We start from the raw sequence: 22,219 nt of genomic DNA on the forward strand, positions 1-22,219 counted from the left end.
TGCGGACAATTCCTACAAATTTAAGTTCTTTAGGCTCGATTAGACAGAGAGTAGATTACTATGCCGCGAAAGAGAAATATCCAGGACCTATCCTTCCTTCCCATACTCCTTCTTATGACCATATCCCTAATGCTGGGAACGGGGATTCACAACACTTCTTTGGCCCAGGGCAGTCCGAATTTGGGCAAGACGGATCGGTTGATGGAGATGGCCAAAGCCTCCATTGCCAAAAACGAATATAAAAAAGCCAATTATTATTTCCGCCAAATCATAGAAAGCAGTGCTTCTATCCCACCAGAAATGCCGTATTATTTTGCAGAAACGCTTTACGAACTAAAGCAATATGACAATAGCGCAAAATTTCTCAACAAATATTTAGAGATCAATGGATTCAAAGCCGATAATTACGAGTCTGCCAAAACCCTCGAAAAGAAATTAAAAGCCCCGTTAGAGGCCATTGCAGCCTGTAAACTGTGTGACTCCAAGGGATATCGATACCAAATGTGCCCCACATGCCATGGAGAGAAAGTCATCCAGCAGGATTGTAGCTATTGCAAAGGAAACGGCATCGTGGGATGCAGCCGCTGTAAAGCCACTGGCATCGTCACCAAAAAAAATGTTTTCAACATTACGGAATATTACCAATGCTCCCGCTGCAAAGGAGAAGGCAGGCTCACCTGTCCGCGATGTGATGGCAGCCTAAAAGAAGTCAGCGCCTGTCACACCTGCTCTGGTTTTGGTGAAGTACATTCAGAAGAACTATGTGACCATCAAGTGCAGGATAAGCACCATGATGAGAACATTACAGTCCAATAATTCATCCCAACTTTTGCATTGATCATGTCAGATATAATCCCTTGCCCAAAGTGCAATTCGACCTATACTTATCCAACAGGAATTTCGATGATGTGCCCTGAGTGTGGCCACGAGTGGAACCCAGAAACAGCAACAGTAGCGGAAACTGAAGAAAGTCTAGTCGTCAAGGATGCCAATGGCAATTCCCTTCAGGATGGCGACGATGTGATCGTCATCAAAAATCTCCCTGTAAAAGGTGCAGCCCACCCCATAAAAGCCGGCACCAAGGTGAAAAACATTCGTTTGGTAGAGGGAGATCATAACATCGATTGTAAAATCCCTGGCTTCGGTGCAATGGCCTTGAAGGCCATTTTTGTAAAAAAAGCCTAACGACCATCCGATACTATTTCCCGTATATTCTCCAAGAACTATAGCTCCATCACATTTCTTCAGGCAGTGGTACCGGTTATGGAGCCTTTCATCCTATAATTAGTTAAGAAAATCTTATATTGGCAATGTAATTAGCAAACTGCTATTTTTTCATCAATCGACTTTATTTTACCATTAATGTATGGCCGAAAATCACGAAAAGCTGGACTTGCTCCTAAAAAAACTGGATGTATTGCTGGAAAAACAGGAAGCGTTTTCCAAGGAAGTCAATCAACTGCAATCTGAAATCCAACTTCTTAAAGGAACGGCTGCCTCCGCTGTAAAAAAGGAGCATACCCAATCCGAAATACCCCAAAAGAAACCAATACCCCAACTCCGTCCTTTCCGTAAACAGGAAAAGTCAAAAGCCGCCCTGGCCTGGGATTATCCCCCAAAGCCTAAAAAATCTAAAACCGATTTCGAAAAGTTCATTGGTGAAAATCTGGCCAATAAGATCGGGATAATCATCGTCATTATTGGAGTCGCCATAGGTGCCAAATACACGATCGAAAACCAACTTGTCGGGCCTATGACCAGGGTTGTCATTGGCTACATCATGGGAATTGGTCTAATGGGCTTTGCCATAAAGCTGAAAAAGAAGTACGAAAACTTCAGTGCCGTATTGCTCAGTGGAGCAATGGCCATCATGTACTTCATTACTTTTGCGGCATTTAGTTTTTACGGGCTGATCGGGCTTCCAATTACTTTTGTGCTAATGGTTGTTTTCACAGCTTTCACCGTGCTGGCAGCATTGCACTATGATAAGCAGGTCATCGCGCATATTGGATTGGTCGGCGCTTATGCCGTCCCCTTTCTGCTCAGTGATGGATCCGGAAATGTCGGTTTTCTCTTTTCATATATCGCTATTATCAATGCGGGAATCCTGGTCATTGCTATCAAAAAATACTGGAAAGCACTTTACTATTCCGCTTTTGGACTGACTTGGATCATCTATCTGGCCTGGTTCATTTTGGACTATAGTCGAGGGTATCATTTTGGCTTGGCCATGACGTTTCTGGCGGTCTTTTTTGTGCTCTTCTACTTGGCTTTCCTTGCGTATAAATTCCTCCAAAAAGAAACGTTCAATTCCGCAGACATCATCATGCTGCTGAGCAATGCCTTTATCTTTTATGGAATAGGTTATGCACTCCTTTCAGGTCAATCGGAAAATGCATCCTTTTTGGGAATGTTTACACTGGGAAATGCCATTATCCACTTCTTGGTCAGCTTGCCCATTTATAAACGTAAACTAGCGGATCGTAACCTCTTCTATTTGGTGATAGGATTGGTCCTGATATTTGTAACTTTGACTTTCCCAGTACAGTTTGATGGCAACTGGGTGACACTGATGTGGACTGGAGAAGCGGCATTGTTATACTGGATAGGAAGGACCAAGCAGGTAGCATTTTATGAAAAAATGGCTTATCCCCTGATGCTCCTTGCTTTCTTTAGCCTTGTCCAAGACTGGTCTATCGTCTATGGTACATCTTATCAGGAAATGGAAGGTTCTCATTTTAAGCCACTGCTCAATATTCATTTCTTGTCCTCCCTACTATTTTTGGCCGGCTTTGGGTGGATCTTTTGGATTCAGTCTAAAATAGATTTCGCCCCGTCTTGGAAACCGGCCAAAGGAACAGCCCGTATTATTTCTTATGGGATCCCCGCGATCCTGCTCTTCACTGCTTTCTATGCATTCTTCGCAGAAATCACTACATATTGGCAGCAGCTGTATGTAACCTCTGAAGTGGCAATTGTCAACAACGGATATTTAAGGGACGACGACTTGCTGCATTTCAAGAGCATCTGGGCCATCTGCTATTCACTGGCTTTTGTGGTAAGTTTGGCTGTTTTGAATTTCAAGAAACTCCGCAGCCAGCGGCTCGGGTTTGTCAACATGGTTTTAATAGCCTTTACCCTGTTGATCTTCTTGACCAATGGTCTCTATGCGCTGAGTGAACTTAGGGTAACTTATCTGAAACCACCACATCCGGAATACTTCACCTATGATCTTGAAAATATTATCATCCGATACATCTCCTTTGTATTTGCGGGTCTAGCCCTCATTGCAGCCTATTTCTACCGAAAACAAGCTTTTATGAAGCGTTCGTTTGTGATGGCTTTTGACTTTGTCCTGCACTTAACGCTGGTTTGGATCCTCAGTAGTGAACTGATCCATTGGATGGACATGGCCGGTTGGTCCCGTCAATATAAGCTTGGACTCAGTATATTTTGGGGTGTCTATGCGCTGACAGTGATAGGAATTGGAATCTGGAAAAACAAAAAGTACCTGCGGATAGCGGCGATTGCGCTGTTTGGCCTTACACTGCTCAAACTGTTCTTCTATGACATCAGTCACTTGGACACCATCGCCAAAACCGTGGTTTTCATTTCCCTTGGTATTTTATTGCTGATCATTTCATTTCTGTATAACAAATTCAAGCACAGTATTTCTGATGAGACCAATCATTAAACTGCTAACCCCCATTTTGCTGCTGATGTGCCAAGGTGCCCTTGGGCAAGTAAAGGAGTACGCGTACATGCGTGAATTGGAAGGAATCACGGATACCTGGCACCAGATCAATTTGCCGGATGACATTTTCGGGAAAGTCAATCAACAGCTCACCGATATCCGAATCTATGGCATCACCACACAGCAGGACACGATAGAGGCTCCTTACCTCCTTCGTTCCTCCGCCCCAAAAGCAGACAAAACAGCCATTGATTTCAACATACTCAACACTTCGCATCATGGCCAAAAGTACTTTTACACATTCGAAGTAGCGGATGAAACGATAACGGACCATATTGCCTTAAAGTTTGATCAACATAACTTTGACTGGAAAATCAAATTGGAAGGAAGCCATGACCAAAGCGAATGGTTCACCTTACTGGAAGATTACAGGATTCTCTCCATCAAAAACACTTCCACTGACTTTCAGTTTACCACCCTGAAGTTTCCAGCAGCCAATTATTCCTTCTATCGACTGACCATCCCCAATAACAAAAACCCCAACCTTCAACATGCTGGACTAACGCGACAGGTCATCGAAAAAGGAACGTACCAAGACCACCAAGTTACGAACATGCAGTCCCGTCATGACAATCAATCAAAATCAACGCATATCGAGGTAAAATTGGCCATGGCGGTACCGATAAGTCAGGTAAAGGTAAATATTAAGGAAGATTTTGACTATTATCGCCCTATTACTATTAGCTACCTTTCTGATAGCGTAAAAACAGAAAAAGGCTGGCACTACCAATACCGGCAATTGGCTTCGGGGACACTAAATTCCCTCTCGGGCAACCAATTCTCCCTGCCTCCAACCACCCTTCAGCAGCTCCACATCACCATCCATAACCAGGACAATGCCCCACTTACCATCAATGATGTAGAAGCCAAAGGGTTTGAATATAGTTTAACTGCCCGCTTCACCACACCGGCTGATTATTTTCTAGTGTATGGCCATACCAATGGGGTGAAACCAGACTATGATATCGCCAAATTCCCTGAAAACATCCCTTCATCTCCAAAAACACTTACGCTAAAACCGGCAATAGCCGTCCAGCCAACACCAGATGCAGCCCCATTGCCGCTATTTGGCAATAAAGCGTGGCTTTGGGCTGTTATGGCGGTCATTATTGCTGTTCTGGGTTGGTTTTCGCTCAAGATGATCAAAAATGCCTGATATCCATTCAAAAATTCACTTTCCAATGCAAAACAACGTCTCCCCTTTGTTTACAGGTGGTGTGCCCACTTTGTAGAGTACAGTACCTGAGGCGGGGGCTGAAATATCTGCTAGCTTCTCACCAAAAACATTCGTGATCACTCCAAGGACTTGGCCTTCCGCCACCTTGTCACCACTTTTGATATTGCTGTAAAAAATCCCTGTGGATGGGCACTTTAAATAAACTTGCTCTTTTAACCATTTTTGGTTCACATGTCTCTTTTCATCAAAAGGGTACATTTCCATGGTGGCCAGCATGTTCATTACCCCCTCGGTAATCATCGCAACCATAGCTGGCTGGACATTGCCCAACTTACCTGCCTCAATGCTCAAGGCCGTTTTGCCCTGCTGGACAGCCTCTTTAAAAGCATATTCCGATGGTGCATCCGGCGACAAGGTGTAGGGATAGACCACATTGTATTCAAAGTTGGCCGCTTTGGTAAGTCGATGTGCAAGCGCTACCTGGTCAGGTGTGTCCTTGCGGTTGTAATAGCAAACAAACGGTAACAAATCCTCACTGGCATCTCCTCCATGGATGTCCAAAAACACATCCGATACGGGAATCACTTCCTTACTGATCCAGTGCGCAATCTGCTCGGTAATGGAGCCCCCAGCTTTTCCGGGAAAAACACGGTTAAGATTTTTACCATCTTTCGGATTGGTAAAGACCGAACGACCGTAAAAAGCAGCTTCATTGGCGAGAGGAAGGATTACCAAAGTGCCATGTAGCTTTTCGGGTTGAATCCTTTTCATCAAATCCTGAATGGCCAATATGGGGGGATACTCAAATCCGTGAACCCCTGCTACCAAGGTAAATACTGGGCCATCGTGCTTTCCCTTTATCATGGTAACTGCCAACGAATCTTCGCTCCCAAGGTACACCATAGTATCCCTCCTGCAGCCAGAAGGAAAGTCCGTAAGCTGTTGGGCAGTTGTCGCCGTTCCTAAACAAAATAGCACGATCACTCCGAAAAGTGACACTAATAGATTTCGATTTTTCACGCTAGGGATTTTCAGGGTTGGTCATTGTTCAGGGTTGGTCATTGATTGCTTAATATCTGAGGATTGGGACGTTGTTTCATGATCAAGTCCTTTGGCGAATAGTTTCTCTATCCCTTTTCTGGTTAGCCCTTTTCCTATGACCACCAAAAATGGTGCTTGTTCCTCCTCCTGTGTGACAGGCGAAATACTTAGCTGCTGCCCCACACTTTGGACCAATTGTAGCCTTTTACTTTCACTGATATGGACAAAGCCTTTTATCCTGTAGATCTGATGGTAATGGAGAAATAAGGACACTGTCAAGATACTTCGCAAGCGCCCAAGGTCAAATATGGCATCCTTGAAATCCAACTTAATGGACTTGACATTGCTATGTTCATGAGGAAGTGTTTCTTTGTACGTTAGCAGCTGAGAATTTCGAGTAAAGTCCTTTTCCAGCAGCTCTTCGGTGAAGTTACCGTAATTGGTAGGAAACACCATGGATAGTGGATTTATATGTTTGATTTTCTGGACAAGTGAATGGATATAGTCTTTGGTGACCATTGCTTCCTTGTTTAACAAAATCAGGTCAGCGATGGCCAGCTGTCTCCCCGCCTCTGCCACTTCAGCCAAACTATCCTCAAACAAAACAGCATCCACCACTCCTATGACAGCCTTTACGGTAAAATACTCACTGATCGTTTCGAAGATAAAAACACTCGCCAATGCCCCCGGATCTGCCATTCCTGAAGCCTCTATAAACACGTTGTCCGGTGGTGTGGACAATTGGGCTATATCCCTCAGTACCGCATATAATTCCTCTCCCAACGAACAGCAAATGCAGCCATTATTCAACTCAAAGACACGGTCATACTTCAAGTTCACCAAACCTCCATCCACCGATGCTGCCCCAAACTCATTTTCGATCACCATGTTTTTTTGTTCGGAATAATGGGCAAGCAAATTATTGAGCACAGATGTCTTACCAGCTCCCAAAAAGCCAGTCAGGATAGTGACGCTTATTTTTTTGTTCGGCATAGTCGTTTTCCTTTGTCCCAATACAATTGGGGAAAGATTCATTGAAGTTCAGATAGGCAAACTTAATAGCTGCAAATAATATTTGCAACATAGTTGCGATATAGTTTATGCAAGATGCGAGGATGAATTTAGCCATCTTTCACACACCATACGATAGGCTTACCATCCTTCCAACAAAGTCCCTGGCTAGTAACTTTAAGTAAGCCAGTATGGTATCAGACTCATTATAGAGAATCGGGGGTGCACTTTACTACACTTATATTGATGAAGGAATGCATTGCTTTTAATACGCCTACTATTAAAATTAGTAACAATTAAGTTTTAAAAACACCATCTCTTCTTATCTTTTATTAAATAAATCACATTAACCATTTGCCAACAAGTTAATTTTGATTATTTTCATCAAAAGAATTACACTCTACTAGATCTACAAAAAATGAAGAAGCACCTCATCGACTTTGAGTTGTTCAAAGTACTATTCCCTTCACTGTTAAAGCTCGAGATAAATCGGTTCAAAATAGCCATAGGCCAAGCCGAAGAAGTCTATTTTTTGGAGGGCACCAAAAAGGTGAAAATCCATTCATTCTCAGAATTCAAAAAAACCCTATACAGAAAACTTCCAGTAGAAATTTATAGAAAGTGTTTCCCTAAAAGCTAACCTGTATTTTATTCTATTTCATACCCCTATGGACCTGGTCAAGCTCTATTTCTAGGGCGACGAATGTTGATATGGTCTATAAAAGAAAATTTAATTTCATACCGTTAAAACGTTGGGCTTTCTTCAAAGGGAAATCGCTTTTACCCCATGAAGTTATTTAATTCTGGCAAAAAGCGTCAGCCTGAGCGGAGTCGAGGTCCAACGTATAGCCTTCGACTCCGCTCAGGCTGACATCTCTTTACTAATAGTTTAAAAGCGATTTTCCTAGCCTCCTCCATCCGCTTGATTGGGTTTTAGCGGGAATTCATGGGGAATAAGGAGGAAAATGAATCTAAAAACGAAAACGTTGGATGGGCAATTTACCATGGGATGCACCCGTGGCTATAAATATGTCGCCTCTCTGAGACTAGCTTTCGAGTGTAATCTTTCAATGTAGGTTCAAAATGCACTTGGTGCCTTTCGGACTTCGTGGCATTTTTATGTTTCGGGGGTTTTGCCATTAAGAAAACTGGCAGCCCCCAACTTTGACGCTTGATCCGGAATACTTTTCGACACTTTCATAAAATTGCTTTTCAAGTTGAAGAATAAAATCAGCGCAGATCTTAATCACCTGAGCTCCTATTTCGTTACAATCTTTCGCCTAGGTCCTATAAACCAGCAAATTCGAAAGGTTCAGCGTCAATAAAATGATCCAGTGCGTCTCCTTCATAGGTCTCATTGTTGGACAGGGCCAGTTTCCGTGTGGGAGTAGTCCCAAAATCCACCCTCTTGATATCGACCCAAAAGGTATTTGGTGTCATGATTGACTCAAAATAATAGACCAGGTGCTTTTGATCTGAAACGGTACGCCATCTGGTAGATGAAATATTTGGTTCACTTTCAGAAGATATACCATAAGGAACTGAGCAATTTCTGATCACACTAAAAACGCTCGCGACTGCTGTACGCCTGTCAGTTGACTTGGGGATGGCGTCAATATAGTAAGATGCTCGAACAAACCGATCGGCAGCATTATTGGTCCCTGGTAGCATCATCGTCCCCGGAATTCGACTCCAATATGCATTTAAAGCCAACTGCTGTTCATAAACAGGGGAATTGGTCATCACCACGTACGAGGGATCATGATGGATGACAAGCTTTCCACCGACATACTCAAAAACTGCATTATCTCCTTTAGCATCTGAAATGGATAAATGACAGGTAGCAAACCGTTCTGTACCAGGAATATTGCTGGAGACAACCACATAATCCTCCTTTTCCATTCTTCGCACTGCTTCTTCTACTGTGGCAAAGTTATCCAAAACATATTGCGCCCAAGCAGCTATAGACAGTCCCTGCTGTTTTCCATCGTAGGGAGGATATTCGGATTCTGTTAGCCAAAGGATATTGGCGACTAATCCTTTCTCATTCATCCCATCCACGGTGGCAATACCAAATGAACTGGCCACGATGCTTCCGTACTTAGAACGCCACGTCAAAGAGTTGGGGCCTACTTTACCTTCTCGATCCATCGCCCGTGGGAAAATCCACAAATCTGCTGGAATTTCATCCTTCCAGTCCATCGACCTTGCTGTAATCACCAAATTCTCTGATCCCTTATACACCACACGTGTACACGGAATCGCTATCCGCACCAAGAAAAAGAGAACAAAAACAATCAACACGTGTTTGGTATTCATAACATCATTTCTTTTAAGATAAATAAGTACTTAACACCTATTAAACAAACCCAAAAAATGAAAAAACCGCTCACAACAACTGGGAATTATTCAAAAATAAAATAAGGAAACCACGCAATTTTAGTAGATTTCACAAAATAAATATAACTTTTTAAACTCACTATTTCTGTATTTCACTTAAAAAATAGCAATCCTCCGCACACAAAAGCAGCATCAAATTTAGTATTGTCGCGCATTAGGTTCCTTACCGCACAGCATGTGCTTTTGCCATTCCTAAAAGGATTAAGTAAAAAATAAGCCTATAATTTGATCATTTAAGTAAACAATCATCAAAATTTAAAATAATTATGTAAATAGCGTGTTTATGTAATTAGCAAGTAAATAATCCCAAATAAATGATCTTAATCACCATCATTTTACCCACCCTTCTTTCATTGGTTTTTTCTTGGTTTGTAGGAGTTATGGTCTGTCATTGGACCAAAGGACACCTTCTCTATCCAAAGTATGAAAATCGTTTCCTCATCCACGACCGAAAATGGGAAAAATTCATCGCACTAAAATGGTTCGAAAAATTCATTTCTTACTTTCCATTGGAATATTGGGAATTCAAATTGATGTATGGCAAAAAGCCCGACAGCTATAGGCTGGAGGAAATAAGAGAAAAACACTTCACCCGAGAAATGGAATACTTTATTGCCTTTACCGTCTTGGCAGGCCTTACCTTATTTATATATTTCACCCACAACACTTTGTTTTTTTACCCTCTGTTGGCAGCCAATGTCTTTGGGAACATATACCCCTTCTTGGTTCATCAACGCATCAGGAGAAAACTGCAAAGAAATTAGTAAAAGACACTAACCGCGGTTTAAAAATCACCATTGCAAACCATAACAAGGGAATTTGGGGGAAAGTTGCCTATCCCTTTTCAAACTACTTCTTCATTAAAAACAAGACCGATTCTTACCGACTGCCGTCATAATTTTACGGCCAGTTTTTATCAACTTATATTAAAACAGGATCAATATGCATCAATAGTCACCTCTCCTTTTTTAAGGCCTTTCCCAGTGGCTTTCAACTGGATAGCACCCACATTTTCTGGCGAAACGATAAGTGTGAGCTGACCGTTAAATACCCGCATATGAGGCTTATGAAACAGTTCTAGGCTAGTCGGATCACCATTGGCCACTGCTTTAAAATTGCCAGCACCTTCCACGGTAAAAGATAGGGAACGCTGATCTGTAGGGCAAACCCGTCCCTTTTTATCCACGACCTGCACACGGACAAAAGCCAATTCCTTACCATCCACAGACACTTTCTCTTTTTCTGGAATGAGTTTGATGTGATGGGCTTTTCCTGCCGTATGTAGGAGTTTCTCCGCTGCCTTATTACCATTGTCATCATAAGCGATCACCTTTACCTCCCCAGGTTCATATACCACATCCATCCACATTAGCCGGTAGCGTTCCTGCAAGTTTCCCTCTTTGTTCTTGGTCTTTTTCCCTTGGCTCTTGCCATTGATGAAGAGTTCGGCAGACGGATAGTTGGTATAAACAAAAACAGGAGTTTGCTCCCCTTCTCTTCCTTCCCAGTTCCAATGTGGTAAAATATGAAGGGTCTCTTCTTCTGGCTTCCAGACACTCTTGTACAGATAGTACCTGTCCTTTGGGATACCTGCCAAGTCAACAATTCCGAACATCGAACTGTGATTGGGCCAAGCGTCGGTATCGTAAGGAGTAGGCTCTCCCAAATAATCGAAACCCGTCCACACAAATTGCCCCAAGGTCCAGTCATAATCTTCGGCCAGTGCAAAATCATCCTCCGGGAGGTTTGACCAGCTGCAATACTCCAACCCATAGGCACTGGACTGTTGATCTTCATGAATGACCTGTGCCACCTTTTCTACAGGAAAATGATATACACCACGAGAACTCACGGTAGATCCTGTTTCTGAGCCCAACACCAAACTGTGCGGGAGCTTTTCATAACCTTCCTGGTATCGATGGGTGCGGTAATTAAAACCCGTCACATCGATCATGGCGGCAAAACCATTGTCCAATACACATGAAATACGATCCATCCCTGCGGTAACCAAGCGGGTAGGATCTTCACGATGACAAATATCTTGGAGAAATTTGGCTACTTTATACCCGTCAGCACTGCATTGCGTAGGCACCTCATTGCCGATGCTCCACATGACCACGCTGGGGTTGTTACGGTAATGACGCACCATATTGACCAGGTCTTTTTCAGCCCACTCGTCAAAAAAGCGGTGATAACCGTTTTTGCATTTGGCCACATCCCATTCATCAAAGGACTCTACCATCACCATCAAGCCCATCTCATCGCACAGCTCCACCAGTTCTGGAGCAGGCATGTTATGTGAAGTCCTGATGGCATCAGCGCCCATATCCTTCATGAGCTGCAGTTGTCGCTTAATAGCAGAGCGGTTCACAGCCGCACCCAGAGGACCAAGGTCATGGTGCAGATTTACCCCTTGGAATTTTCTTCGTTGTCCGTTAAGAAAGAAACCCTTGTCCGCAATGAAGTCAATCTTTCGGATGCCAAAACGTGTCGTAAACGCATCCACCTTCTTCCCATCAATTGAAATGACCGATTTAGCAAAATAAAGGTAAGGAGTCTCCGGAGACCACATATGCGGATTGTCAACCGTCAAAAACTGCTCCAAAGGTCTCCCATGGTTAAGCCTTTGGACATTCTCTTTCCTTGCTACCACTTCACCCTTAACATCCAGGATCAAGGTCTCAATCGAAACGTCCGTTCCTTCGGCTACCTGTTCGAGCTCAGTTTTGATATTAACAGAAGCATATGCTTCCGAGACGTACGGAGTCGTCACAAATGTCCCCCAAACGGGCACATGGGTTTTCGGTGTGACCAATACATGGACATTCCGGTACAGTCCGGCCCCGGGGTACCAGCGAGACGATTGCTCCTTGTTTTCCAGCCTGACGGCCAATTGATTTAAGGATCCGTCCGCATTCAGAAAATCTGTCACATCGAAATAGAATGTATTATAACCATACGGCCAAAAACCAACTTTTTCACCATTGACATACACTTGTGCCTCGCTCATGGCCCCATCAAAAATCAGTTTTACCCGTTGCCCATCAGGGTCAAAATCAGGAACCTCAAACGTCCTTCTGTACCAGCCGACTCCCATATAGGGCAATCCACCTGTTCGTCCGGTTTTCTTGGTAGCCACTTTTTCGCCGTTTTGAGTGACCGCTACGATCTGCAAATCATGGCTTTCATCAAAGGGACCATAAATAGCCCAGTCATGCGGCACCGTTACTTCCTCCCAATCATCATCGTCAAAGTCCATAGCATAGGCTTCCTCTTGTGTTCCTTTACTGAACTTCCAATCATCTTCCAGCGTCCATGACTTCCGTACATTCTGGGCAAAAAGGACTGTGGAAACACTACATAAGAAAAGGAAACAAGAAATAACAAATGGGGTACGCATGATCTTCATATCTATTGTTTAGGCTAAAAAATAAAGATAATGACTTTAAGAACATCTCCCTCAATACGGTAGTAAAATTCAGTTCCCTTGTGCTGTACTGTGCTGTTTTCTAAGGTATGCCCGAAGCAATCGCTGACTGTCCCTATCGTCTGTTTTGGATTGAATGACGTCGCTTAGACGAACATCTTTTTCCAGCTCTCCCTTAAAAAAACCATAGCCTCTGTAAACACCATTTTCGATCAAGACTACTCCCCGCTCCCCTTCCGTTCTACCATCCAGCAGGAGGACCTGATTCTCATTAGGCAGGCTAACATCCTGGACAAATTGCCGCACCCTTTCGTTATACATCCAAGTAGGCTCTATCCCTATGCAGGCACCTTTACACGTTTTCAAAGTGAACTGGAAGCAGGCCCCTTTGGAAGGATATAACCCATTTATTTTTTGGCAAAGTTGATACCGTTCGGTTATGCGAAACAGGTATTCCTTTCCTTCGGTTTTGGCGGTAAAAGCCATCAGTTCCCGCTGTTCTTTGTTGATTTTTTGCAATTTCAAGGCCAAATATCCATCTTCCGTATCCACTAAATAAAGCCCCCACAGAAACACACTCCTCCTTAACGCTCTGTTAAACACAGGCTTGTGCGCTTTGATCAGCTCCGATTCCCGTAATAAGGCCATCAGTTCATTGCCCATGTTTTCATACTTCACCTGGTGCACTTGATGTTGCATCCTGACAGCCTTGGAAGTCGTGTGCTGAAAATGCTGCTGGACACGTTTTCTGATATCGTTGCTCTTACCGATGTAGATGATGCGGTCATGCTCATCCATAAAAAAATATACCCCCGTGATGGCCGGAGGTATATGGTGGAGTATATGTTTTAATTTTTCTGATAACATTTTTTCCAATACAAACGCCGAAGGTTAAACCTATGTAATAACGTCAACCTTTTGCAAGCAAAAAATGTTACCGATTTTATCATTAATTTTGATACTGAGGGTTGGTATTTCTTACCAAGCCTTTTTCGATTCCACCGTTTAAATGAGTTGATCCTCTTTTTTTGGTTTCCGTTGCTTTAGATGAGGGCTGCTTTTTCACCTTGCTGGCCACCCACAGGGACGTGGCACCGAGCACCAGCCATAAAAAGTCAACTGTAAACATCTGATAGAATCCCACTTGATAGGATTTCCATAACCAATTTCCTGTCACAAGGCCATTGGCCACAGGCACGGCCAGTCCTAAAACCCCACCTGAAACGAGGCAAAATTTATTGATAAAGTAATTGTTTCTGGTTACGGCAAGACCTACACTGCACACCAACCAAGCGTAAAAGAACACTTGATAAATGAAAGTCATTCTGGTATCATCCAACTCCAGTGGCGAAATTTTGACCATAATAAAGGTAAAGGCAGAAACCGGCAGCATACTGAGGCAAATCGCCAAGTACGAGGCCACTAACCAAGCATTAAACTTCCTCTTGGCCGGGGATACATGTTTCTTGTCCCTGGCCACCAGCCAGATCATGACACCGGAAATGATGACAAAACAGGTCACCAATCCAAGGATAAAATAAATGACCCTGAGCGGTATCCCTCCAAAATCACCATAATGGAGTTGGGTAATTACAGCTGCTGCGGCATCCGTGTAGCTGGTCTCGGTAAAAGGGTTCACCTCGTAAACCTGCTCACCCGTCGCCATATTGTACATCACCCCTCCTCTGCCGAGAAACTTGGCATCCGTATGGGTATTTCCCTCGATGAGGGCATGCATGTTTTGATCACCAAAATTGAACAGCTGAACGGATTTCACTTCAAAATCCGTCCATTTTTCCTCTACCCTGTCCACAAAGCTATTGACACTGGGTACAGTGGCCATAGACTGACCTGCTGGTGCTATCTTGGGGGGATTAAAACCAAAATCATCATACAACTTGGTCATATCCCCATCATACATATACGTTACAATAGCAGGTGAAAGCACCGTCGTACCAATGATCAAATAACATCCTGTCACGGCAAAGACAAACTGATAAGGCAAGCCCAACACTCCTAAAGCGGTATGGGCATCTGTCCAAATATTCTTCAGGCTTGCTTTTGGCCGAAAGACATAAAAGTTAGAAACGATTTTTTTCCAATGCACCAGCACTCCGGTCACCACAGCAAATAAAAAGAAAAACGCCACAAACCCTGCTAAAAGATAACCAGATGTTCCCCAAAGGTTGAGCTGTGCAAAAAAGTGGAGTCTATAAAAAAACTCCCCAAGGCTGTAACTGCTTCTATACGTATATGCATCTAAGGTTTCGGGATCCAAATAAAAAAACTCCCCCCTTCTCCTGCCTTCATCCTGGGCAGTGGTATCCTTAGGCGCACTTAAATTCACATTGATCCGGCGTTCCTCAAAGTGCTTATAAAAGGAAATATCCCTTCCGGCTAGCCCTTTTCTGGCATCCAACGTATCCAAAACATGATCCAGATCAAGGTGTTTGAGATTGGCATTCTCACTGATCGGTTCATTCCGCTCCCACCCGATGATTTCGTCCCGGAAAAAAGAAAGGGAACCGGCAAAGAAAATCACGTACAAAGCTGCACTAATGATGATCCCGCTGATCGTATGGGTGTGAAAAAGGATATTGTAAATTCTATTACTCATATATCAGAATATTGGCAGGTACATTTTATTGAAGTATATCACCACACTAAATATCACGGTGATGATAAGGTAAATCCCCCAAGCCTTCCATCCATTCCGGAACAAAAAGGCAAGTAAAAACAAGGTGGCCCAAAGCATAAATCCTCCAAACCGTAGTGTCATCAAGACATTGACGTGATCCAACCAGTAAGCGACCATCATAAACGCCGCAACAGTCACTGCATAGCCCCCAAAAAAGCCTGCTGTGATCTTGGCAAAGCGCTGAAAGGGTGAAGTAGTCAAGTATTTTTTATTTGCTGGCATCTTTAAAGTAATTCAAGTAGTAAACTCACTGTAAACATCAGCACCAATACCTTAGGATCGAGTACCCTAAGGGGATTAAGCAATACCACCAAACTCCCCACCGTCATCAAGACGACGCTGTAGGCAAATATGCCTGCTCCAATTCCCAAAGCCACGATCGAAAGTGCTCCTCCAATAATGAGCAGTGCACTTCCTACTCTTTTAGCCATTAAGGGTTGTTGCTGGCCCCATTTCACGAGTGGAAGCTCTTTGGTTAGGACAGCCCTTTTTGAGGTGATATAAAAGCAGACAAAACCTGCTAAAGCAATTAAGACAGTAATGGTGATCATTTTTCAGTTCGATTTCCCACAAATATAGAAGCACACCTGATGCCTCGCAACTTTAATTAGATTTAATTTAAATAATCACACAACAAAGATGATGGAGGCTATACTTTGTGATTATTTCGAAAAATGTCATTGATCAAAACAAACATCACCCGCATCCATAATCAATAGAAAAAATCAATGGTAAAAAAAATAATTTTCTTACCGCCAATCTTTCTTGTTTACTAGTTTTGAAAATATTTAGATCAAATCTAAATTAATACATATCAATAATGAATGAGTAAACCATTTAAGGATTTACTAAAAATTATAACCTTTAACCGATCACAACACACTAAAATGAAGCACATTTTACCTCCTTTACCCTTTTTGAGCCATTGCCTTCAAAGAAATACTATTTTCTATTTACTGGTTTTGCTAACCCTTGCTACTTCGCTTTCAGCCTCCGCCCAAACCGGTTCTATCAGTGGAAAAGTAACCACCAGCGACGGAGAACCGGCTGAATTTTCGACAGTAAGTTTGGGTAACAACCAATTTACCTTGGTAAACCATGAAGGTGAATTTTCCTTTAAAGGATTGGCGGCTGGAAACTATACCTTGGAAGTCAGTTTTGTAGGGTTGGAATCCCAAACAAAAACTGTCCAAGTAAAGCAGGGGAAACCCGTGAAGGTAAATTTCATCCTTTCGGCCAGTTCAAACTCCCTAAATGAATTTATGGTAATCGGTGACAAATATACCGTCACTTCCCGAAAAGAAAGTCCCTATGTGGCCCGACTGCCCATCAAAAACCTCGAAAACCCACAAGTGTACAGCGTAGTCGATATAGAACTGATCAATGAACAAATGGCGCTTACGTTAGAAGAATCATTTCGCAATGTTCCAGGGGCTGCTCCAGCCAAAACCGGCGCGGGGATGCCTGCCTTTTTTAGCCGTGGTTTCCAAACCTCTGATAATCTCAGGAACGGTCTTGCCACTTCCCTCAAAACCGGAATAGACCTTGTCATGGTAGAGCGGGTAGAAGCCATCAAAGGCCCCTCTTCTACCCTTTTTGGAGCGTCGATGGTATCTTTTGGCGGTTTGGTGAATTACGTGACAAAAAAACCTCATGAGCGTTTTAGTGGCGAAGTTTCCTATCTCCAAGGAAGCTGGGACCTCAGCAGGATCACGGCTGACATCAACACGCCGCTAAACGACGACAACACGTTACTCTTCAGGCTAAACACGGCGTTTCAAAAGGAAAACTCCTTTCAGGACCAAGGCCATGGTACCACCTTCGTAATCGCACCGTCCTTGACCTATAAAGCCAGTGACCGCTTGACCTTCCGCTTGGACGCTGATCTACAAAAATTTAAAGGCACCTCCAACACTGCCTGGGCCATAAACAGCGGTGTTACGGCGACTTCTTACGACGAATTGCCCATCGCCTATGACCGCTCCCTAATCGACAATTCGTTCGTGGGCAATCAACTGTCCGGTAATGTCTTCCTACAGGCCGAGTATAAACTATCTGAAAACTGGACCTCCAGTACCAACTATGCTTATGGCAATGGGGAATACAATGACCTGCTTTATTTTAACCAGTATTGGATCGATAATACTACTATCCGCAGGGCCATGGGCGTTTTTTCCCCCGACAAAACCGGCAGAAAACAATTTCAACAAAACTTTACAGGGGAATTTAATATTGGTGCCATGAAAAACCGTCTTGTTGTAGGATTGGATTTTATGGACCAATTCCGGAACATGAAATATTCTTACCTCTGGCTGGACACGGTGAATGTGATGGAGCCGACGCCCGATATACGTCTCCAGACAGTAGAAAACACGTTGGGAGAAACCGTCACCCCTGAGCGGCTGAGCAAGCAACGTACCTACTCCGCCTACTTCTCCGATGTGCTTAACCTGACAGAAAACTTCCTAGTGATGGTCAGCCTTCGAGCCGACCGGTTTGCCAACAAAGGCACCACAAACCCGCTGACTTCAGAAACAACAGGAAGCTATTATCAAACGGCCTTTTCTCCAAAGTTAGGGGCAGTTTACCAACCGGTAAAGGATAAGGTAGCGATCTTTGCCAACTATATGAACGGTTTCAAAAACGTGGACAATGCCAACCAGCCACAACCTGATGGAACCGTGGCCAACTTCAAACCGCAACAGGCCAATCAATTGGAAGGCGGCGTAAAACTGGACCTGCTTGAAAATAAATTAAACGCTACCATAAGCTATTATGATATTCAAGTGACCAATTCCACCCGTTCCGCAACGGATGAAAATGGTGCTACTTTCACCGTTCAAGACGGTACTCAGCAAAGTCGGGGATTGGAGGTGGAAGTAATCGGAAACCCTTTTCCAGGCTTCAATTTCGTGACCGGGTATGGTTATAATGACAACGAATATACCAATGCTGCTGAAAATATCGAGGGGAACCGTGCCTTGGGAACCCCAGCGCATGTGGCCAATGCCTGGCTCAGCTACTCACTACTGAAAGGCAACTTACAAGGGCTTGGACTGGGAACAGGAGTAATCTATGTTTCGGATGTATTTTTCAATGACACCAACACCTTCACCCTTCCCTCTTACACGGTACTGGATGCAACGCTCTTTTACAATCGCCCAAAATACCGCATCAGCATTAAGGCCAACAACTTGACCGACGAGCCTTATTGGGTAAGTGATGGATATTATGTGCGACCACAAAAACCCGCACACTTTATTACCAGCTTCACTTTTAAATTTTAATTAACTACCACTAGCAGCCGTTCCCCTGGGGCTTCCGTCCTCAGGGGATTTTTATTTTGCTGCATAAAAACTCCGGATATGTGCCTCCACGTTTTTGACGACACTTTTGTACCATCGGAAGCGGATTTCGGCCTTTTCCTCTTCACTCAGGTAGTAGATTTCCGGTTTGGAGCGTACGATTTTTTGCTGCAAATCATACAGACAGATCGATGCACTGACCGAAATATTAAAACTCTCTGTAAAACCTGTCATCGGAATATGGACGACCCCATCACTCTTTCGGATGACCTCATCACTTACTCCTGCATGCTCATTGCCAAAGACCAAGGCCGTTTTCTGATCTGCCTCCAGCTCATGCAATGGGACGCTCTCTCCATGTGGAGAAGTGGCCATGATCTTATACCCCTGCGACCTCAACTCCCCAAAACATGCATCGACGGAAGATCGATCAGGGCCATCTTGGTACTTGTGGATATCCACCCATTGGGCTGAGCCTCTGGTAACATAGGGGTTGACGTCATAGGAATTGGCTTTTTCGATGATGTGAATGTCCTGCACACCAAAGCAATCACAGGTCCTGATCACTGCACTGGCATTATGAGGCTTGTAAATATCCTCCAACACCACCGTAAAAAATCGAGACCGTAAAGCCAGGACTTCTTCCATCCTGGCTTTTTTATGGTCTGTTATATATTGGGATAGGTAAGCTAATAGATCCTTGTCCAAAAAACTACTTTCCATTCTTAAACAAGCCTAGCTGATCCTTATCGTCATCTTCCTCATCCTTTACTTTCAGGTCAATGGTAGATCCGACTTCCAAATTTTCCTTATCCCCTTTCTCCTCTTTGGCGGGAGATTCTTTTTTCACCGGCTCCAGTAGTTTGATACTTTTCACGGGGTGCGCACTCAGCTTATTCCCAACTGACTTCCACCCTTTCACATCAATGACCATGTCCAGATCGTATTCTACTTTTTCGGTTTCCTTGCCTTTTTTAAGGACAACCTCCACTTGGGGTTGTTTGTCCGTGGAGACAATATCCAACGTGGACTTCCGGTGATCGGAAATAAAATTAAATTTCTTGTTTACCGTGCTCGTCTCTATATTAAATCGCTTTACGTAATGATTTTTGCTGGCACCATCAAAGTAAACACATGAAATGACCGCTTGCGGATCAAATTTCTCTATCAACAAGAGCGTGTTGGGGTCATAGCGATTGGTCAATTCATAGGAGGTGAGCTCATAACTGCCATCTTTATAGAAAGCGATAATCTTATCGTCCCCAAGGAAATTACCGATCACCTTGCCTCTTTCATCTGTATTGATCCTGCCGACAGCCTCGTCATAGTACACGTCCAGTCCGCCCAGTGTCGATACCCCTTCCATCTTCAACTGGATCTTTCTGACAGGATACTTAGTCAGGATATTGCCTCCGGCCCCACGGCCTTTGATATCCAATTCCTTAAAGTCATAGTCAAAGACTTTCACCCTTGCCTTGCTTCCTTGCGTGAGGTAAACGGTCACGATCTCCGCTTCTCCATTGGCATTGGCAGTAAAATACAACACTTTGGAGCCTTTGGTACCTTTGGTAAGGACGTATTCCCTGTCACGGGTCACGCTTAGGATCTGGAAGCGCTTCACCATCGTCCGCCCGGATGTGCCATCCAGATAAATCATATTATAGACCATCCGTTCATCCCCCTTACGGAAAATACCCACATGGATAATGTCTTTGCCGACGAATACCTTGTCCTGAATTCTGGTCACTACACAAGTACCATCCTTCTTAAAGGCAATGATATCATCAAGGTCCGAACAGTCGCAAACAAACTCGTCCTTTTTCAGCCCAGTACCGATAAATCCATCTTTTCGGTTCACATACAACTTTGCATTGTTTGCTGCTACCACCGTGGCTTGGATCGTTTCAAAATTGCGTATTTCTGTTTTCCTTTCCCTGCCCTTTCCGAATTTCTTCAGGAGGTTTTTATAATAGTCTATGGCAAATTCCGTGAGATGCTCCAAGTGGTGCTCGACTTCTTTCAGCTCATCTTCCAGCTTCCGCATCAGCTCATCTGCTTTGAAACTGTCAAACTTAGAAATCCTTTTGATCTTGATCTCCGTCAGTCGTACGATGTCATCTTTTGTGATTTCACGGTAAAAGTCAGGCTTGTAGGGATCCAGCCCCTTATCGATCGTAGCAATGACATCTTCCCATGTCTCACATTCCTCAATGTCACGGTAAATCCTATTTTCTATAAATATCTTTTCCAAGGAAGAGAAGAGCAATTTCTCCATCAGCTCTCCTTTTCGGATCTCCAGTTCCCTTTTCAGCAACTCCTTGGTCTGACGGGTATTGTAGGCCAAGATATCATTTACGCCCATGAAAACCGGTTTGTCCTCGATAATCACACAGGAGTTTGGAGAAATCGACTGCTCACAATCCGTAAAGGCATACAGGGCATCAATGGTCATGTCCGGGGACTGGCCAGGAGCCAAAAACACTTGTATTTCCACGTCTTTGGCGGTATTGTCCACCACCTTTTTGATCTTGATCTTGCCCTTGTCATTTGCCTTGATGATGGAATCGATCAGTGAAGTGGTCGTCGTCCCGAAAGGAATATCCTTGATCAAAAGGCTCTTGCCGTCTCCTTCTTCGATCCGGGCACGCACTTTGATCTTCCCTCCTCGCAGGCCTTCATTATATTCCGAAAAATCTGCCAGGCCACCGGTGGGAAAGTCAGGGACAATATTGGCTTTTTTACCCTTCAGTATATCGACAGAGGCATTGATCAGCTCGCAGAAGTTATGGGGAAGGATCTTGGTGGAAAGCCCTACGGCAATCCCTTCTACACCTTGCGCCAACAGCAAAGGAAACTTTACGGGTAACGTTACCGGTTCCCGCTTCCTGCCATCATAGGACACCTGCCATTCCGTGGTTTGTGGATTAAAGACTACTTCCAGTGCAAACTTGGACAATCGTGCTTCAATGTATCGCGCTGCAGCTGCTCCATCACCGGTACGGATATCGCCCCAGTTTCCCTGTGTTTCGATCAGCAGGTCTTTTTGGCCCAAATTGACAATGGCGTCACTGATGGAAGCATCTCCATGAGGGTGGTACTGCATGGTTTGGCCGATGATATTGGCCACCTTGTTAAAGCGGCCATCGTCCATTTCCTTCATCGCATGCAGGATCCTGCGCTGAACGGGCTTAAAACCATCCTCGATAGCAGGAACCGCCCGCTCCAAGATCACATAGGATGCATAATCTAAAAACCACTCTTGATACATGCCGGTCACCGGCACGGAGTCATGCAATGCATCTCCATTTTCACCTTGACCGTTATTTTCTATATCACTCATATTCGGATTACATTAATTGGAAAATTGTAAAATTGGAAGGTTATCGGCCTTGGAAGACACTTTTAA

The 22,219-nt window shown here is 43.9% G+C and carries 17 protein-coding genes; 7 read left to right on the top strand and 10 right to left on the bottom strand.

Going from position 1 to position 22,219, the window contains the following annotated elements; all coding sequences use genetic code 11:
* Positions 1–114 precede the first annotated feature (114 nt).
* From FDP09_RS17395 to FDP09_RS17410, 4 genes are all read left to right on the top strand, one after another.
* A complete protein-coding gene (locus tag FDP09_RS17395) occupies positions 115–816 on the top strand; it encodes a tetratricopeptide repeat protein (protein WP_137403874.1) in 702 nt (233 codons plus the stop codon).
* A 24-nt stretch (positions 817–840) separates the two neighbouring features.
* On the top strand, positions 841–1,185 hold the full coding sequence (locus tag FDP09_RS17400; RefSeq protein WP_137403875.1) for a zinc ribbon domain-containing protein YjdM: 345 nt from the start codon (positions 841–843) through the stop codon (positions 1,183–1,185).
* A 181-nt stretch (positions 1,186–1,366) separates the two neighbouring features.
* Positions 1,367–3,694, top strand: a complete 2,328-nt coding sequence (locus FDP09_RS17405; protein WP_137403876.1) for a DUF2339 domain-containing protein — start codon at positions 1,367–1,369, stop codon at positions 3,692–3,694.
* Complete coding sequence (locus FDP09_RS17410) at positions 3,678–4,910, top strand: DUF3999 family protein (protein WP_137403877.1); 1,233 nt, start codon at positions 3,678–3,680, stop codon at positions 4,908–4,910. The genes FDP09_RS17405 and FDP09_RS17410 overlap by 17 nt, the downstream gene beginning before the upstream one ends.
* A 15-nt stretch (positions 4,911–4,925) precedes the next feature.
* Here FDP09_RS17410 and FDP09_RS17415 read toward each other — a convergent pair whose 3' ends face one another.
* Both FDP09_RS17415 and FDP09_RS17420 read right to left on the bottom strand, forming a co-directional pair.
* Positions 4,926–5,951: a succinylglutamate desuccinylase/aspartoacylase family protein gene (locus FDP09_RS17415; protein WP_229683347.1), complete on the bottom strand. Its 1,026-nt coding sequence runs from the start codon at positions 5,949–5,951 to the stop codon at positions 4,926–4,928.
* 21 nt (positions 5,952–5,972) lie between these two features.
* Positions 5,973–6,965, bottom strand: coding sequence for a CobW family GTP-binding protein (locus FDP09_RS17420; protein WP_187328703.1), 993 nt, complete (start codon positions 6,963–6,965; stop codon positions 5,973–5,975).
* Between the two features lie 436 nt (positions 6,966–7,401).
* Here FDP09_RS17420 and FDP09_RS17425 point away from each other — a divergent pair, with 436 nt between their 5' ends.
* Positions 7,402–7,623: a hypothetical protein gene (locus FDP09_RS17425; protein WP_137403879.1), complete on the top strand. Its 222-nt coding sequence runs from the start codon at positions 7,402–7,404 to the stop codon at positions 7,621–7,623.
* 647 nt (positions 7,624–8,270) lie between these two features.
* Here the strand turns inward: FDP09_RS17425 and FDP09_RS17430 are convergent.
* The gene (locus FDP09_RS17430) at positions 8,271–9,302 is read right to left on the bottom strand and encodes a linear amide C-N hydrolase (RefSeq protein ID WP_137403880.1); all 1,032 of its coding nucleotides are present in this window, start codon (positions 9,300–9,302) and stop codon (positions 8,271–8,273) included.
* Positions 9,303–9,697: 395 nt separating this feature from the next.
* On the opposite strand from FDP09_RS17430, the gene FDP09_RS17435 reads away from it, so the two are divergent.
* Positions 9,698–10,147 carry a glycosyl-4,4'-diaponeurosporenoate acyltransferase CrtO family protein gene (locus FDP09_RS17435; RefSeq protein ID WP_137403881.1) on the top strand — a complete coding sequence of 150 codons (450 nt, stop codon included), beginning with the start codon at positions 9,698–9,700 and terminating at the stop codon, positions 10,145–10,147.
* Positions 10,148–10,320: 173 nt separating this feature from the next.
* Here the strand turns inward: FDP09_RS17435 and FDP09_RS17440 are convergent, their stop codons facing one another.
* The 5 genes from FDP09_RS17440 to FDP09_RS17460 all read right to left on the bottom strand — a co-directional run bounded on the left by FDP09_RS17440 (position 10,321) and on the right by FDP09_RS17460 (position 16,059).
* The gene (locus tag FDP09_RS17440; protein ID WP_229683346.1) at positions 10,321–12,792 is read right to left on the bottom strand and encodes a glycoside hydrolase family 2 TIM barrel-domain containing protein; all 2,472 of its coding nucleotides are present in this window, start codon (positions 12,790–12,792) and stop codon (positions 10,321–10,323) included.
* A gap of 69 nt (positions 12,793–12,861) precedes the next feature.
* Positions 12,862–13,677 carry a GIY-YIG nuclease family protein gene (locus tag FDP09_RS17445; protein WP_137403882.1) on the bottom strand — a complete coding sequence of 272 codons (816 nt, stop codon included), beginning with the start codon at positions 13,675–13,677 and terminating at the stop codon, positions 12,862–12,864.
* An 82-nt stretch (positions 13,678–13,759) separates the two neighbouring features.
* Positions 13,760–15,427 carry a PepSY-associated TM helix domain-containing protein gene (locus FDP09_RS17450; RefSeq protein ID WP_137403883.1) on the bottom strand — a complete coding sequence of 556 codons (1,668 nt, stop codon included), beginning with the start codon at positions 15,425–15,427 and terminating at the stop codon, positions 13,760–13,762.
* Positions 15,428–15,430: 3 nt separating this feature from the next.
* Positions 15,431–15,730 (bottom strand): hypothetical protein, encoded by a 300-nt coding sequence (locus tag FDP09_RS17455; RefSeq protein WP_137403884.1) that lies wholly within the window; start codon positions 15,728–15,730, stop codon positions 15,431–15,433.
* A gap of 2 nt (positions 15,731–15,732) precedes the next feature.
* On the bottom strand, positions 15,733–16,059 hold the full coding sequence (locus tag FDP09_RS17460) for a hypothetical protein (protein ID WP_137403885.1): 327 nt from the start codon (positions 16,057–16,059) through the stop codon (positions 15,733–15,735).
* A 336-nt stretch (positions 16,060–16,395) separates the two neighbouring features.
* On the opposite strand from FDP09_RS17460, the gene FDP09_RS17465 reads away from it, so the two are divergent.
* Positions 16,396–18,795, top strand: a complete 2,400-nt coding sequence (locus tag FDP09_RS17465; protein ID WP_187328704.1) for a TonB-dependent receptor — start codon at positions 16,396–16,398, stop codon at positions 18,793–18,795.
* A 51-nt stretch (positions 18,796–18,846) separates the two neighbouring features.
* Here FDP09_RS17465 and FDP09_RS17470 read toward each other — a convergent pair whose 3' ends face one another.
* Positions 18,847–19,536, bottom strand: coding sequence for a TrmH family RNA methyltransferase (locus tag FDP09_RS17470; RefSeq protein WP_137403887.1), 690 nt, complete (start codon positions 19,534–19,536; stop codon positions 18,847–18,849).
* Positions 19,526–22,153, bottom strand: a complete 2,628-nt coding sequence (locus FDP09_RS17475) for a DNA gyrase/topoisomerase IV subunit A (protein WP_137403888.1) — start codon at positions 22,151–22,153, stop codon at positions 19,526–19,528. The genes FDP09_RS17470 and FDP09_RS17475 overlap by 11 nt, the downstream gene beginning before the upstream one ends.
* Between the last annotated feature and the right edge of the window lie 66 nt (positions 22,154–22,219).

The organism is Echinicola rosea (genome assembly GCF_005281475.1).
Lineage (GTDB): Bacteria > Bacteroidota > Bacteroidia > Cytophagales > Cyclobacteriaceae > Echinicola > Echinicola rosea.

Coding starts and splice junctions, on each gene's coding strand:
- FDP09_RS17395 (WP_137403874.1), top strand. CDS start 115: ATGACCATATCCCTAATGCTGGGAACGGGGATTCACAACACTTCTTTG.
- FDP09_RS17400 (WP_137403875.1), top strand. CDS start 841: ATGTCAGATATAATCCCTTGCCCAAAGTGCAATTCGACCTATACTTAT.
- FDP09_RS17405 (WP_137403876.1), top strand. CDS start 1,367: ATGGCCGAAAATCACGAAAAGCTGGACTTGCTCCTAAAAAAACTGGAT.
- FDP09_RS17410 (WP_137403877.1), top strand. CDS start 3,678: ATGAGACCAATCATTAAACTGCTAACCCCCATTTTGCTGCTGATGTGC.
- FDP09_RS17420 (WP_187328703.1), bottom strand. CDS start 6,965: ATGCCGAACAAAAAAATAAGCGTCACTATCCTGACTGGCTTTTTGGGA.
- FDP09_RS17425 (WP_137403879.1), top strand. CDS start 7,402: ATGAAGAAGCACCTCATCGACTTTGAGTTGTTCAAAGTACTATTCCCT.
- FDP09_RS17430 (WP_137403880.1), bottom strand. CDS start 9,302: ATGAATACCAAACACGTGTTGATTGTTTTTGTTCTCTTTTTCTTGGTG.
- FDP09_RS17435 (WP_137403881.1), top strand. CDS start 9,698: ATGATCTTAATCACCATCATTTTACCCACCCTTCTTTCATTGGTTTTT.
- FDP09_RS17440 (WP_229683346.1), bottom strand. CDS start 12,792: ATGAAGATCATGCGTACCCCATTTGTTATTTCTTGTTTCCTTTTCTTA.
- FDP09_RS17445 (WP_137403882.1), bottom strand. CDS start 13,677: ATGTTATCAGAAAAATTAAAACATATACTCCACCATATACCTCCGGCC.
- FDP09_RS17450 (WP_137403883.1), bottom strand. CDS start 15,427: ATGAGTAATAGAATTTACAATATCCTTTTTCACACCCATACGATCAGC.
- FDP09_RS17455 (WP_137403884.1), bottom strand. CDS start 15,730: ATGCCAGCAAATAAAAAATACTTGACTACTTCACCCTTTCAGCGCTTT.
- FDP09_RS17460 (WP_137403885.1), bottom strand. CDS start 16,059: ATGATCACCATTACTGTCTTAATTGCTTTAGCAGGTTTTGTCTGCTTT.
- FDP09_RS17465 (WP_187328704.1), top strand. CDS start 16,396: ATGAAGCACATTTTACCTCCTTTACCCTTTTTGAGCCATTGCCTTCAA.
- FDP09_RS17470 (WP_137403887.1), bottom strand. CDS start 19,536: ATGGAAAGTAGTTTTTTGGACAAGGATCTATTAGCTTACCTATCCCAA.
- FDP09_RS17475 (WP_137403888.1), bottom strand. CDS start 22,153: ATGAGTGATATAGAAAATAACGGTCAAGGTGAAAATGGAGATGCATTG.